Raw genomic sequence first — 15,031 nt, 5'->3', positions numbered from 1 at the left:
ACTCTGCATATTTATGTTTTTTGTTAGGGCGTGTCCCTCTCCAGAGCAAACCCAATGCTCGGGCCGGGCTTATACAGGCTCCACTTCGTTCCGGTGCTTTGCACCGCGGTCTTCGCCCGCGCCCTCCATATCCCTCACGCAGATCGGTCAATCCAGAGAATTGGTCAGCACAAAATAACGGTACGCCAAAATTCCTTTCTGCACTTTGGTCAGCTTTGTCGGATCCTTATCACTCAATTTCGGCAGCACGGCTTTATTGATTTTATTCAGAATTCTAAAAATGGACTTTTTCATAACTTTTAGATTTAGAAACAACATCATTCAAAAATTATGCAGTTTTGGATAAAGGTGGAAGTTCGGTATTGGATGCTGAAAGTAGATGATGTGGTTAGATAAAAAAAATGTCCTCAGTGAATGAAGACAATTTTTTGTACTGTTCAGAGCCATTAGCCATTAGCCATCAGCAATCTACGGATTACCATACATATTTGATTCGCCACCATCAATAGCGATCACCTGACCTGAGACATAACCGTTTTCATCACTTAAAAGATAAGCGACCAAATTTCCGACATCTTTCGGATCACCTAATCTTCTGGTGGGATTTCTTGATGCATATTCTTTTTCTGCCGCTTTCGGATCTGCAGGATTCACCTGATTGAATGCTTCAGCAACCATCGGAGTTAAAATTGCTCCCGGAGCAATGGCGTTGGTCAAAATGTTATCCTTTCCGTATTCCAAAGCTGCATTTTTGGTCATTCCGGCTACGGCGTGCTTAGTCGCAACATAAGCAGTTTGATTAATTACTCCACGGATTCCTCCTACAGAAGCAACATTAACAATTCTTCCGCTTCCGTTTTTCTGCATTTCAGGAATTACATACTTCATTCCGTAGTACACTCCCAACAAATTGATGTCGATTACCTTTTTAAATACTTCGATGTCGTAATCAATCAACGGAGCCTGCTTTCCTTCAATCCCTGCGTTGTTGTACAGTCCGTCAACCTTTCCGAATTCTTTAACGGTTTGATCAACATAATTTTTCACATTTTCTTCCACAGAAACATCGGCTGTAACAGTCAAAAACTTACTTTCCGGATATTTCTCTAGTAAATCAGCTTTTGCTTTTTCTAAAGCTTCGCCGTTGAAATCCACTAATGTAAGATCAGCTCCTTTTGCTGCCAAGGCATCTGCAGCAGCCAATCCTAATCCCATTGCAGCACCGGTCACGATCACTGCTTTTCCTTTAAAATTTGACATATATTTTGTTGTTATATTCTATGCTTCAATTTACAACAATGATGCCTGTGTGATATTAACCTATGGTAATATTTTGTTAAATTTTTAGGTTATGAAATTTGTTTAAACTACAGTATGAAACCAGAATGTAAAAAATCTTCCTCCAGCAGGTTACGCGTCGACAGAGCTCCACAGAGATGACTGAATTACTCTGCAAAATATTGCTCTTAAGGAGAAAACGATTTTTAAATCTATGTTCGGGTGAGCAGAATCTGCATGTTGATCCTTAAAAGAGTAAATGTTAAATCCTAAAGTGTCATTATTTCAAAAAATATTTATGTTTAGAACTCATCTATGTGTAGAAATATAAGAACAAACATTTTTCGTAAATTTAATTTTTAAAATATCTCATGAACGAAATCTTCAAACAGCAGGTTTGGGAAATTACCAAATTGGTTCCCAAAGGTAGAGTGACAAGTTATGGCGCCATTGCAAAGGCAGTAGGTTTCCCGAATCACTCCCGTCATGTGGGTAAAGCAATGGGTGGTTGCCCGAAAGATGTTCCAGCGCATCGGGTGATTTCGAGCTCAGGAACTTTGTCGGTTCCTGAATTTCAGCAAAGACTGGAAGCGGAAGGAATAGAGGTGGAAAATTTTAGAATAAAGAATTTCAAGAAACTATTTTGGAATCCTCTTACTGAACTTTGATAATCTGATTTTGGTTTTTACTGATTTGCTCCGAGAACCTGTCATAGATTTTTTTTCAAAAAGCATTTTAAAATATCCCAGTAATGCAGGAATCTGAAGTGTTACAAATAAACTGCATACTCCAAGCGCCCAAATCGGTGTGTCATCTTTTCGTCCCTGAAGATATTCCCACATTACCCATGACAGTGCAACAATAAAAAATAGCATCCCGCCAGGAATCACCAAATAGATAAAGATACCACCCACAATTTTCCAGATGACAGACAAATCTCTGTCGAGCACATGCATGATGACAGCAATCATTGCAATTGTGAAAACTGTAAAAAATACTGAGACAATTCCAATTAATAATTTCATTTCGCTAAAACTCAGATTTTTTACATTACGGTCTCCTTCATGATAAGATATTTTTATGGTTTTTCCGATTTCTACAGGATGACTCGTTCCGTAGCCAATAGATTTTTGAAGCGTCTGGTTTTTATCATTTTTAAATTCTACTACAGCAATTGCTGCCGGAGCAGAATCTGAATCTCCATCTGTGTAATCGTACTTCACTACTTTAGCATCATACTTTTTATCAAAAATAGAAGAGTATAAAGTAGAAACTATTCTTCCGCCCAAGAAAAAAAATATCGACGAAACGAAAAGAATCATAATCGCAGGTAGAATAAATACCTTGACTGAAATCTCTTGTTTCTTTCTCCTTTTTTTAAAATACAGTAAAACCAAAATGACAGTTGTGAAAATGATCGTGTACATAGCTAAGATTTTTTAGTAGTAAAACCTCTTGTGTTGGAAAAGTCTTTCAGAAAATTAATAACTTCCTTTTGATTGAACAGGGTAAATATTGATACAAAAAACAAAATGACAAAATAGATTAACGCCAGCTTTAATTTTTCAGTTTCTAAGAACGCTGAAAAAAAGACAATCGGCATAAAGACAATGATTGAAAGCCCGTAAGTAAGCGTGATGTACTGAACTATATTTTTGAGAAAAGGAATCTTCTTCACCATACTGTAAACAACAAGAATTCCAATAGTAAAAACAGGAAATCCTATCGCCATGCTTCCCCAAAACTTTCTGGAGTTGACAAAATCACCAACAATGCCTAAATCTATAACCATTCTATTTTTGTTTTAAAGTTCAATATTTTTAAATTCTTTCTCCTTTTCGGAAAAATTCAGCACTTCCATTTTTTTGTAATTCATCATTAAAGCAAATATCATATCCGGAAAAACCTGAATTCCTGTGTTATACAAGTTAACTGATTCATTGAAGTACTCTCGCCTGTCGGAAATCATATTTTCAAGATCAGTGAGTCTTTTCTGAAGATTTAGAAAAGATTGGGTTGCTTTTAACTCGGGATAATTTTCTATTGAAACTAAGAATGACTGAAATTTTCTGTCAATTTCTCCGGCTATTTTTACTTTATCATTCGTTTTTTCAGTTTGAAAATATTGAGCACGAAGTTTAACGAGTTCTTTCAATGTTGTATTTTCGTACAGGGCAGTAGCTTTTACGACTTCAACCAAGTTAGGAACTTCGTCTGCACGCTGTTTTAAGATTACATCAATATTTGAAAAAGATTTATCTACGTTGTTCCTCGTAATGACAATCTGATTGTAGGTTCTCACTAAAAAAGTAAAAACCGCCACAATGACAATGATAAAAATAAGAAGTGGGATCAGCATTAAATTTAAATTTAATTAAAAAAAACAAAAGGATTTTTGGAGAAATTTTCTTTCCAGTTGACCGATTCGATAATGAGTTTAGTGCCGCTTATTTTGATCGGAGCTACAATAATAAATGCCGAAAATAAAGCAATACACAATAGGGTTGCGACAGACCGCAGTTTTAAAGGTCTCCATTTATTGGCAAAATTTACAAATTCTAAGGGTGCCATTCCATAGAGCTTTTTGTTTTCGTCATATCTGAAAATTGTTTTTGCCTCTTCATAAAAAGCCTGACCGATCATTAGGATTTCGGTTTTCTCATCAAGAATAAATTCGCGGTAGCGCTGATTTCCACTCTCTCTTTCTTTGGCTGGAGAAAAGCTGATCCAGTCGAGTTTTTCAGGATCAACCTCAATACTTCCTGTCTCATCCCGAAGAAGAAATCTGTGAAGTTCCTGTTTTCTCTCAATTTCCCTGTAAGATTTACTCGTTCTTCCGTCGTCGTCTCGTGATTCGCGTATTTCATCAACCGTATAAATATAACCGACACAAGTGGTAGACGAAAACGGTGAAACTACAGTCTTAATAGCCTTTGCTTTACCACAAATTTCGGCAAGTCCCATTGCTACACTTTGAATTTTTGAAGTCGGCAGATTTCTCTGATAGAAAAAGAAACGGTTTTTATTATTCGGTAAAATGGAACTGACAATAATGAAAAAGAAAATGATGAAGAAGGAATAAATTCCAAAATAAAAGAAAGCGAGATAAAAAATTACGACGGCAAAGCCACTTAAAACAATTTTCCATAATGGCTTTTTAGCTTCCCGTGCTTTTCTGAAATTCTCTGCAACACCCTGAATTCCTTTAGTGATCATCGCAATAATGGCAAGAACAAATACCGAAACGAAAAGGCCGATAAATACCAACCCAGATTGTTGAGGAACGAAAAAATATCCTGCAGCTACAATCAAAGGATCAATTAAGAAAAGAATCCAGCTTGGCCTAAGTTTTAATTCAAATAAACCAGACAGAATAACGGTATGAAAAAGTGCAATCCCCAAACTGAAAACCATCAGAAAAGGCAGCATTTGAATGGTGATTTCAAACATTTGTAGTTGGTGTATATACAAATGTAAGATTTTTAGAAATTAAATAGAAAACTAAAATTCTATTTAATGTGAAAAATTAAATTAGGATTTGTAGCTGTCGAAGCTTCTTTAAGATGCCTGATCATTAAAATCAACGGTTGAGTATTTAAAAATAACCATTCAGTGATTAATATTTTAGAAAATAAGCGATAAATATTAGATTTGCTTCATCATTAAAAACAATATTATGAAAGCCAAAGCTATAATTACTCTTTTATCTCTTCTTCTTGTTCAATTTTTTCAGGCTCAGATCGATGACAAATTTTATCAGCCCAGCAAAAATTTAAAGCCAATTGATTTAAAATTTGAAGATATTTCAATTCCTGTCGAAAAAGATACCATTACGGCAATTTTCTTAAAGCCAAAAGTTGAAAAACCAAAAGCAACGATTCTGTTTTTTCATGGGGCAGGCGGAAATGTTTCTTCCTATGTTTTTATGGTTAAACCTTTGGTTGAAAATGGTTTTCAGGTTGCCATGGTCGATTTCAGAGGATACGGAAAATCTACCGGTATACCAACTCACGTTAATGTTGCAGCTGACGGACAAAAGTTTTTTGATCTTATTACCAAAAGAAATGATGTGAAAAATACAAAGATTATTGTTTATGGTGCTTCACTAGGATCTCAAATCTCAGCACATTTAGCCAGAACAAATAAGGACAAAATATCAGGATTGGTGATCGACGGAGGAATGTCATCTTTTGCAGACATCGCAGCTGTTTTTGCTCCTCAGTTTAAAGATGCATTAGCCAAAATGTTGTCATCTGTGTACGCAGCCAAAGAAGATGTAAAATTTACAGAAGGTCTTCCAAAACTTTTTATCTACAGCAAAAATGATAAAACTGTTCCTTTTTCTCAAGGCGAAGAAGTTTATAAGAATGCTTCTGAACCGAAACAGTTTTTAGAGTTTACTGCGGATCACCTGAGTGCTGTAACAGAAAAGCCGGCTGAGGTTGTGAAAGCTGTAGAAGATTTAATTAAATAAATTTTCTGAAGATTTATAAAAAGTATCGGCGGGGCCTTTGGCCCCGCCGATACTTTTTATAAGAACCTAGTGTATTTTGTCAGTACACAAAGTTTGTTTTAATTGCAATCAAAAATTATTTACCCAATTGCTGATAACTTCTCTGGATAAAATCAGTCAGGTCTTTTCCTTTCAGTAAATTCTGAGATAGTTTTGCCAAATCTAAAGCGTATTTAATCTGAGAACTTTTCTCGTCAGCATTTTCATTTGCTAAAATTTTAGTTGCAAATTCGCTGTTGGAGTTTACGACCAAGTTATACATTTCAGGGAAACCTCCCATGCCGAACATACCGCCACCGCCAGTTGCCTGCATATCTTTCATACGACGCATGAATTCCGGCTGGGTAATGGTAAAAGGAGCGTCAGTGCTGTCTAAATCTTCTAACTGAACCGTAAATTTCTTGTCATTAATAGACTCTTCAACATTCTTCTTCAGCGTTTCCTTTTCAGTTTCGTTTAATTTAGAAATTGCAGGTTCGTCTTTTTTAATCAGATTATTCACGTGATCTGCATCAACTCTTGCGAAGGAAATTTTCTCCTTTGAAGTTTCCAGTTTCTGAATCAAATGCGGAACAATCGGTGAATCTAAAAGAATAACCTCATAACCTTTATCTTTTGCAGACTGGATGTAAGAGTGCTGTTCATCGGCGTTTGTCGCGTAAAGAATGACTAAGTTTCCGTCTTTGTCAGTTTGATTAAGTTTAATTTTTTCCTCTAACTCATTCCAAAGGAAATATTTTCCGTCGGTAGTCGGGTAGAGTGCAAATTTGTCAGATTTCTCGAAAAATTTGTCTTCGGAAATCATTCCGTACTCGATAACAATTTTAATGTCATTCCATTTTTTGTCGTAATCTTCGCGGTTTTCATTGATCAGAGAAACCATTTTGTCGGCTACTTTTTTAGTGATGTAAGAAGAAATTTTCTTCACAGCACCGTCTGCCTGTAGGTAAGAGCGCGAAACATTCAACGGGATATCCGGAGAATCGATCACACCTCTCAACAACATCAAGAAGTCAGGAACAATTCCTTTTACCTCATCGGTTACGAAAACCTGATTTTGATAGAGTTGGATTTTATCTTTTTCGATATTTAAATTATTCGCAAGTTTCGGGAAGTACAAAACTCCTGTTAAATTGAACGGATAATCAACATTCAAATGAATATTAAATAAAGGCTCCTCAAACTGCATCGGATACAATTCGTGGTAGAAAGATTTGTAATCTTCATCTTTCAACTCACTTGGAGATTTCGTCCAAGCCGGAGTTGGGTTGTTTACGATATTATCAACCTCAACCGTTTCGGCAACGGCATCTTCGGCAGCGCCTTCAGGTAAAGGAAGTGTCTCAGTTTTTGTTCCGAATTTAATAGGAACTGGCATGAATTTGTTGTATTTCGTCAACAGCTCACGGATTCTGTTTTCTTCTAAAAACTCTGTAGAATCTTCGGCGATGTGAAGAATGATCTCTGTTCCTCTGTCAGTTTTTGCTGTCGTTTCTTCTAAAGTAAATTCCGGACTTCCGTCGCATGTCCAGTGAACTGCTGGCTCGTCTTTATACGATTTGGAGATGATTTCTACCTTTTCCGCAACCATGAAAGCCGAATAGAAACCTAGACCAAAGTGTCCGATAATTCCTGAATCTTTTGCGGAATCTTTGTATTTATCTAAAAACTCTTCAGCTCCGGAAAATGCTACCTGGTTGATGTATTTTTCAACTTCCTCGCCGGTCATTCCCAATCCCTGGTCGATAATGTGAAGTTTTTTGTTTTCCTTATCGATTTTCACCTCGATTTTCGGATTTCCGTAGGCAACCTGTGCTTCACCGATGTTGGTTAAATGCTTCAATTTCAAAGTTGCATCAGTTGCATTTGAAATTAATTCTCTTAAAAATATTTCGTGATCGCTGTACAAAAATTTCTTAATCAACGGAAAAATATTTTCCACCGAAACATTGATATTTCCTTTTGTCATTTTTTTTTGATTTTTAAATTTGATTATCAATTCTCAAAACAAATACCATTGAGCGGAAAGTGACAAATTGTCTTTTATTAAAAATCAGTATTGTTACTTGAGGGAAACTTTAGAACAAAAGTTCCTAAATTCATCATTCACTTTTTTGCAATTGTCAATTTATACTATGTTTTGATTGTTCAGGTAATAATCAATAACCTCGAAAAGCATTTGTGAAATTAAGTATAATTTAAATTTACTGTATTGATTAATAGTATTTTAAATAAAACTAATACATAGATAATACATTGCTTTTTCTTATAGTATCTTTATTTTGTATTTACTTTGTCTCATCAAACAAACACAAATGATTTTTTAAGACACCGAGTATACACTCCTTAATCAGGAAGATGCTCGGTGTCTTTTTTTATCTATCTATTTTCTATTTAGAAGAAGAAAAAGAGAGCTATTATCTACAGTCATGAATTAAAGAGCATCTCTCGATAACAAATTTTGTTATTAAGAGAGGATAAGAAAATCAGAATGTTTGTAATCAAATAATGCTTGATTTTAAAAGTTTCATTCGGCAAAAAATACACGTTCTGTACGTTAAACTTTTATCTCAGGATTATTTTTTAAATACTTAACAGTCATTATCTGTTTTTGACTAAACACGTAAAATTATTCGGATCGAAACCGCAGTTTAAATTTGAATATTTGTGAACCATACATTTTTCTGTGGTTCTATTTTTGTTGTTCTCAAATTGTTTATTGACGTAGATTTTTGTCAGTTTTTCACAGTTATAAGCAAAATAATTTATAACTTATTCGACATAGTTTATATTTGCAGCCAATATTCAAACACAATATTTCAACACAATTATTTCGGGGAAAAAGCTCCTTGTCAGCTGAGCAAGAAGCATTAAAAATGAAAACAATGACGTGTAAAAATATCTTTGCAATTCTCCTTTTTCTTCCTCTATTCTTTTTTTCGCAATATTCGAAGAGAGAGGTTGAAGATTTTAACCGTAAAATTTCCCAACTCAGAAAAGATGGTAAGTTCGGGGATGCGCTTATTTTATACAAGAAATTTATAGAGGATAATAAAGACGGCGGCAATCGGCAGGAACTGCTTCATGCATACGTTCAGACGGCGAATGTTCTTTCTAATCTTTCAAGGGCGAAAGAAAGTATTGAATATCTCGAACTGGCAGAGAAAGGAAATCAAGATTTCCATAATACCGAAATCGAAGCTAAAATCCTTGGCGAATACGGTAGAAATTATTATGCTCTAGGTTTCACTCAGAAAGCAATTGAGTATTACACGAAAAGTATTGATTTAAGTGAAAATATTAAAGACGAAAAATCAAAAGTTGCATTACTACAATACCTGTATGGTCTCAGAAGCTCGATCTATGAGGAGAACAAGCAGTTCAATAATTTGTACATTGATCTTCATGATAGCTACAAAATCAACCCTGATACGTATTCTGCTTCCAGGCTTGCAAAATATTTTACAGTATATCGTAAAAATCTGGATTCTGCTCAATTTTATCTCAAAAAAGGGGAGGAACTGTTCAATGCCGGGAAGTTGCCTATTTTTCAAAAATCAATTTTACTGAGGAATTACGGAAGATATTATTTTGAGAAAAAGGATTATGACAGGGCGATCTCTTATTACACACAGTCTCTCGAAATATCAGAGTACTTAAAAAAGCCAAAAGATATTTTAGATACGAACAAGTTACTCTATGAGGTTTATAAAGCTAATAAAGATAATGAAAATGCAGGCAAGAGCTTAGAGAAATATTCGAAGATCAATGACAGCCTGTCTCTTGAGCATAAGAAAATTCAGGAAACACCTGTAAAACAGATTTTGAGGGAAAAGGATAAGGTAGTGAAAAAAGAGAAAACGTATCTCTATCTTATTATCATTGTTCTCATCATTATACTTTTATTGAGTTATTTTATACTACGGAGAATATCAAAATCCAACAGGGAAGAAAAGCTGGAAATCATTTCCAAAAATGAGATCCAGACGCAGGAGCTTAAACTGAAAATTAATGAGTCTTTCGAAGAGGTTATTCAGCTTGCCAAAGACAACAGTGTTGAATTTTTCACACGTTTTAAAGAGGTTTATCCCGAATTTATAGCGCAACTTCTAAAAATCGATCCGAAATTCAGGGTTTCAGAACTCACGCTTCTGGCTTATTTTTATTTAGGCTTTAACTCGAAAGATATTGCAACTTATACCTTTAAATCTGTCAACACCGTACGAAGCCGAAAGTATAATCTAAGAAAGAAACTCGGCATTTTGCCTGAGGAAAATATGGAGCTTTGGCTGAAGAATCTGGTTTAAATTATTCGATTACTTATCAAAAAAAAAGACAGCCTCTCAGCTGTCTTTTATATTTCAATCAAAAGAAAATTAATTCTTTTTGTTGATGATTTCTTCTTTTACTTTGTTTTCAAGTTCTTCTGCCAGTTCAGGATTATCTTTCAATAAATCTCTAACACCGTCACGACCCTGTCCTAGTTTAGTTTCGCCGTAGCTGAACCAAGAACCGCTTTTCTTCACGATTCCCATATCTACTGCCGTATCTAAGATTTCACCGGTTTTAGAAACTCCTTCACCATACATAATGTCAAATTCTGCCATTTTGAAAGGTGGAGCTACTTTGTTTTTCACAATCTTCACTTTTACACGGCTACCAACAGCTTCATCACCATTTTTAATTGGCGCACTTGCTTTTCTGATATCAACTCTTACCGAAGCGTAAAACTTCAATGCATTACCACCGGTAGTTGTTTCAGGATTTCCGAACATTACACCGATTTTTTCTCTCAACTGGTTGATGAAGATTACGGTACATTTTGTTCTTGAAATTGTTGCCGTTAATTTTCTCAAAGCCTGAGACATCAATCTTGCGTGAAGACCCATTTTAGAATCTCCCATTTCACCTTCAATCTCTGCTTTTGGAGTCAATGCTGCTACCGAGTCAATAACCACAATGTCAATTGCACCAGAACGGATCAGGTTGTCGGCAATTTCCAACGCCTGTTCACCGTTGTCTGGCTGAGAAATAATCAGGTTTTCAAGATCGATTCCCAACTTCCCTGCGTAACCTCTGTCGAAAGCGTGCTCGGCATCGATAAATGCTGCAATTCCACCAGCTTTCTGAGCTTCTGCGATTGCGTGTAAAGTTAATGTTGTTTTACCTGAAGATTCCGGTCCGTAGATCTCAATGATTCTTCCTCTTGGATATCCGCCAACGCCCAAAGCGATGTCTAATCCTAATGATCCGGAAGGAATAACTTCGATGGTAGTGTCAATTGCACTGTCTCCCAACGTCATTACAGTCCCTTTTCCGTATGTTTTATCTAGCTTGTCAAGCACCAATGCAAGTGCTTTTTTCTTATCATCTATGTTGCTCATATGTCGTTAAAATAATTTATCAAAATTACATAATTTTAAGTTCAAAAGCTAATATTATTTGTTTCAGGGAATTGTTTTTAGCGTTAAAAAATGATAAAGTTTCAGTTTAAAGTTGAGATTGACCGAATGTAGTTTGACGAAAGATTTTCTGTAAAAAAGAATTCTTTGTGTGGAGGTTGAGATTCGGTTGAAGGACAAAAATGGAGTGATTATTTAGCCCCGATTAAACGGCCTGTTTGAGCTCTTTCTGTGGATTTGGCGGCGGCACGCCGCCGCCAAATCCACAGAAAAGCGAGTAGTGCAAGCGGGATCAAGCTCCTAATATGACTATGAAATGTTTTAGTGATGAAAATTTGAATTTTGGGTAACTCTCAAGTAATCTGCCAAAACTTTTGTTTGATCTTTATTTCCTTTCTGTATTCTTGCTTCACGGCTCACCGTAGAATCGTATATTTTATTGATCATTCTTTTCGTAACCGGAAATCCTTTTTTGAACGGAACATCCGGAATCTGAAGTCTTTTGCAGACATCATCGCCCAACAGATACCATGTACAGCAAATGTGTAAATAGCGCAAGTTTCTTCTCTGGAATTTATATTTTAAGATAGGATTTTCCAATGATTCATTCAGCAGCGAATGTGCAAGCAGGACAGAATCTTTATCGGAAGAGGGCTGTATGGAAGTCCATAAATAGAAATATTCAGTTGCCTGTTTTTTATTGTCTGGCAAAAGTTCCTCCGGAATTCCCAAAAGATAACCAACGTATTTCCAAAGGTGGAAATGCCCTTTTTCTTCCTCTTTCGAGATGGTGTTTCCCAATTTGTGCAGACTGTGCATAAACACAAGGCTAAAACCAATGTAGGTCGCCATCATATCCCAAGAATTAATCGGCTCACCCCAGTTTTCGGTATCCCAGTTTCTGTAATGTTTTTTAATGGAAAGTCTTGCGTAAGAGTGAATCAACCGTGTTTTAATCGCAAACTCATAGCCTTTTTTATGAACTTCTAAAGCGTCATATCTGGTCACGTTGACCCAGAAATCCAGTGTCTCTGAAAGTCTTTTTACAGCTCCTTTTTTTAATGCTTCAGTGACGATTAGCGGTTTGTTGAGGTAAGCGTAATCGTAACCGCCAATCAGGCAGTAATCCCGAAGCGAAATCAGAGAATCAAGATTACAGCGCATGCAGAGCTCTGCACCGCTTTTAAGAAGATTATAATCAAGCCAATCCGGAACGGTCTGCGTCTGTCTGAAAAGTTTTTGTACACTTTCCGGAACATCTTCATGCTCTGCAACTCCATTTCGAATGTAGTTTTCAATCTCTCTGGAAGCTTCACTGTATTTTTTTGTAAAGTACACTTCTTTTACAACTTCGTCCCCCAATTCATCAACGTGATAAAAATATTTTGAAAATTTGTCGAAGTCTTTAAAATCCACTTCAGCACCTGAAAAATCAATCAGGTGTTTACCGTTTCCTTTAGTCCAAAAATCTTTAAAATGCTGTGAATCTTTAAATCTTGGTTGTAAAATTTTCCTTTCCATGAGCTTATAAAAGTACAAGTTTTGAGCCGAAAGTTCTTTTTTCTTTATACATAAATTTATGATTTTTGTCAAAAATAAAAGTGGCCGGAATTTTCCAGACCACTTTTATTAAGATGCTTATTGACGGTTATTTTTTAATAATTAATTTTTCATTATAAATTTCACCATTCTGTAACTGTACCGTGATTACATAATTTCCTGTTTCAAATTCATCAGTTCTGATTTTTGTATCGCCTTTAATATCTCCAGCTTTCACCAATTTACCAGACATGTCATACATAGAATATTTTCCCGAGTCCGACTGATTTTTCAGTCTTAGATTAACCTCATCTTTTGCAGGATTAGGGAAGATTGAGAAACTGGCTGTTCCTGTTTCAGATGTAGCCAGGAAACTTGTTACTGAGAAAAAAGAAGGATTGAGAGCGAAATAGATATTTCCCAGTGCTTTCACCATAATTCTTGCCGATGAAATATTTTCGTTAGGTAAATTAACAATTGCAGAACCATTGTTCGGGACACTTGCTGCCAAAACGGTGTTAAAGGTTAAACCGTTATCTTTTGAAAGCAGTATCGTTACGTTTTGTGTGTTGATTGTTCCCGCATTTGTTCCTGCAACATTCCAGGTTACAGTAATTGGGTTCGCAGCATTGTACGATGTGTTGGTTGGCTGAGAGGTTACCGTGAATGGTCCGTCATTCGTCACATTAACAATCATTGCATCATTGGCAGCCTGATTTCCTGTAGCTTTATTATCGTTGACCAATAGCGAGAAGTTGAGTGTTCTTGCAACACTTGGTGTCACCTCCCATTTTGGAATCAGGTTATTGACCAATACTGATGACATCACAGGAAAATATCGTGAAGCAGAAACAGAAGGAAGCTGAGAACGGTATGCCGGCCCAACTGTAGAGGTTGCAGCGGGCGGTTGTGTATTTGTGGTGTTATCATACTGCTCCCATAAATACGTGAGCGGGTCATTATTTGGATCAGTACCGGTTCCCGTTAGAACAAATGCAGTACCGTTAGGAATAGTGTAATCAGATCCTGCGTCAGCTGTTGGAACTCCGTTGTTATTTGATGTTTTTACAGAACAGTCGTTTGCTCTTTTTATAACAACATTCATTTCAACAACACTTGCTGCATGAAAGTACGGGCTGCTCAAATTCTGTACGTTTAATGTAGAACCACATATTCCTGCATAAGCCATGATTGTCGAACCACTTCCGGGTTCGTAAGCGGTTGCATTATTCTCATTACCGCCACAATCTCTGAAGGTATGGTTTGCGCCAAACTGATGACCAATTTCATGAGCCACATAATCTACATCAAAAGGATCGCCGATAGGTGCGCCAGAGCCTGTAACTCCTCGTGCTTTATTTGATGTGTTGCAGACAACGCCCAAACCTGCCAGGCCGCCACTGTTGGTTCCAAAAACATGTCCTATGTCATAGTTGGCTGAACCGATTATTGAGGTTGTGTTAGTTTGATTCTGACTGATCATCGAGTTTGGATTTCCATTTGTAAATGGATCTGTGGCGGAATTTACATAGATCAGTGAGCTGTTGTTGGCAACCATCACCATGGTGACCGAAATTGTTTTTTCATAAATTCCGTTTACTCTGTTCATTGTCGTTACCATGGCAGCCATCGCTAACGGAACGGTCCCTCCATGAAAAGTTGTGTATTCTCCTGTTGCTGATAAGGCAAGTCTGTAGGTTCTCAAAAAACCATCGGATACTAACGGAGCCTTTGCAACAGTATTTAAACTGGTATTTTTATCTAATATATCTTCAACATTGCATTCAAAAAGTCTGTCATTCTTCGGTAAATCTTTTCTTTTGTACAGAATAAATGATGAATTATCTTTGGTGTAGCTGTCTAAATAACTTACGTCCCAACCATCAAAATACATGGCGCTGATCCCCGTTTCCGGAGTCACACTGAAACGGATGCTGTTGGCGGGTTTACCCTTTTCCCAACCGGTATACGTTCTGATTTCCGGGAATTTTGCCTGAAGTTCAGGTTCCATTACAGAAGCTTCCTGAACGATATAATTTCTTACATTTCCATCTGAATCTGGAAATTTAATTATTAGGTTTTCGTTACCTGAAAAACGTTTTGGAGCATTTTTTAAATCATTTTTTATTTTCTCTAAATCTAACTGGTATAAAGAAAAAACTTTTGGATTCGTCCATCTCGTTCTTACTTCACTTGTAATGTTCCGATTGAGTTTTGTCCAGTAATTTTGCTGCCCAAAGCCGAGAATAGCGAGGAGCAGGCAGGAAAGACTAAGTAATTTTGATTTCATGATCTTAAT

Annotated in this window: 13 protein-coding genes; 3 read left to right on the top strand and 10 right to left on the bottom strand. The window is 36.4% G+C overall.

The window, feature by feature from the left end:
- Nucleotides 1-147: 147 nt before the first annotated feature.
- The gene (locus OMO38_RS08660; RefSeq protein ID WP_164998542.1) at nt 148-294 is read right to left on the bottom strand and encodes a hypothetical protein; all 147 of its coding nucleotides are present in this window, start codon (nt 292-294) and stop codon (nt 148-150) included.
- A gap of 174 nt (nt 295-468) precedes the next feature.
- Nucleotides 469-1,260 carry a glucose 1-dehydrogenase gene (locus OMO38_RS08655; protein WP_264749801.1) on the bottom strand — a complete coding sequence of 264 codons (792 nt, stop codon included), beginning with the start codon at nt 1,258-1,260 and terminating at the stop codon, nt 469-471.
- A 389-nt stretch (nt 1,261-1,649) separates the two neighbouring features.
- Between OMO38_RS08655 and OMO38_RS08650 the strand changes: the two genes are divergently transcribed.
- Nucleotides 1,650-1,946: an MGMT family protein gene (locus OMO38_RS08650; protein WP_264749800.1), complete on the top strand. Its 297-nt coding sequence runs from the start codon at nt 1,650-1,652 to the stop codon at nt 1,944-1,946.
- On the opposite strand, the gene OMO38_RS08645 is transcribed toward OMO38_RS08650, so the two are convergent.
- From OMO38_RS08645 to OMO38_RS08630, 4 genes are read right to left on the bottom strand one after another with little or no spacing between them, the layout of a single operon-like run.
- Nucleotides 1,917-2,705: a hypothetical protein gene (locus OMO38_RS08645; RefSeq protein WP_264749799.1), complete on the bottom strand. Its 789-nt coding sequence runs from the start codon at nt 2,703-2,705 to the stop codon at nt 1,917-1,919. The two genes, OMO38_RS08650 and OMO38_RS08645, sit on opposite strands and share 30 nt — an antisense overlap.
- A 2-nt stretch (nt 2,706-2,707) precedes the next feature.
- Complete coding sequence (locus OMO38_RS08640; RefSeq protein ID WP_264749798.1) at nt 2,708-3,070, bottom strand: hypothetical protein; 363 nt, start codon at nt 3,068-3,070, stop codon at nt 2,708-2,710.
- Between the two features lie 12 nt (nt 3,071-3,082).
- The gene (locus OMO38_RS08635; RefSeq protein ID WP_264749797.1) at nt 3,083-3,637 is read right to left on the bottom strand and encodes a LemA family protein; all 555 of its coding nucleotides are present in this window, start codon (nt 3,635-3,637) and stop codon (nt 3,083-3,085) included.
- Between the two features lie 11 nt (nt 3,638-3,648).
- Nucleotides 3,649-4,728 carry a hypothetical protein gene (locus OMO38_RS08630; RefSeq protein WP_264749796.1) on the bottom strand — a complete coding sequence of 360 codons (1,080 nt, stop codon included), beginning with the start codon at nt 4,726-4,728 and terminating at the stop codon, nt 3,649-3,651.
- A gap of 226 nt (nt 4,729-4,954) precedes the next feature.
- On the opposite strand from OMO38_RS08630, the gene OMO38_RS08625 reads away from it, so the two are divergent.
- Complete coding sequence (locus tag OMO38_RS08625; RefSeq protein WP_264749795.1) at nt 4,955-5,752, top strand: alpha/beta hydrolase; 798 nt, start codon at nt 4,955-4,957, stop codon at nt 5,750-5,752.
- A gap of 115 nt (nt 5,753-5,867) precedes the next feature.
- Here OMO38_RS08625 and htpG read toward each other — a convergent pair whose 3' ends face one another.
- Nucleotides 5,868-7,760 carry a molecular chaperone HtpG gene (htpG, locus tag OMO38_RS08620; protein ID WP_264749794.1) on the bottom strand — a complete coding sequence of 631 codons (1,893 nt, stop codon included), beginning with the start codon at nt 7,758-7,760 and terminating at the stop codon, nt 5,868-5,870.
- Between the two features lie 916 nt (nt 7,761-8,676).
- On the opposite strand from htpG, the gene OMO38_RS08615 reads away from it, so the two are divergent.
- Nucleotides 8,677-10,098, top strand: a complete 1,422-nt coding sequence (locus OMO38_RS08615; protein ID WP_264749793.1) for a tetratricopeptide repeat protein — start codon at nt 8,677-8,679, stop codon at nt 10,096-10,098.
- Nucleotides 10,099-10,167: 69 nt separating this feature from the next.
- Here OMO38_RS08615 and recA read toward each other — a convergent pair whose 3' ends face one another.
- From recA to OMO38_RS08600, 3 genes are all read right to left on the bottom strand, one after another.
- Entirely contained in the window at nt 10,168-11,175 is a 1,008-nt protein-coding gene (gene recA, locus OMO38_RS08610) for a recombinase RecA (protein ID WP_056034424.1), read from the bottom strand.
- Nucleotides 11,176-11,514: 339 nt separating this feature from the next.
- Nucleotides 11,515-12,714, bottom strand: a complete 1,200-nt coding sequence (locus tag OMO38_RS08605) for an oxygenase MpaB family protein (RefSeq protein ID WP_264749792.1) — start codon at nt 12,712-12,714, stop codon at nt 11,515-11,517.
- 127 nt (nt 12,715-12,841) lie between these two features.
- Nucleotides 12,842-15,022, bottom strand: coding sequence for a reprolysin-like metallopeptidase (locus OMO38_RS08600; protein WP_264749791.1), 2,181 nt, complete (start codon nt 15,020-15,022; stop codon nt 12,842-12,844).
- Nucleotides 15,023-15,031 lie beyond the last annotated feature (9 nt).

Source organism: Chryseobacterium kimseyorum, from assembly GCF_025971945.1.
GTDB classification, from domain to species: Bacteria; Bacteroidota; Bacteroidia; order Flavobacteriales; family Weeksellaceae; genus Chryseobacterium; species Chryseobacterium kimseyorum.
This window is presented reverse-complemented; position numbering and strand designations above follow the sequence as displayed.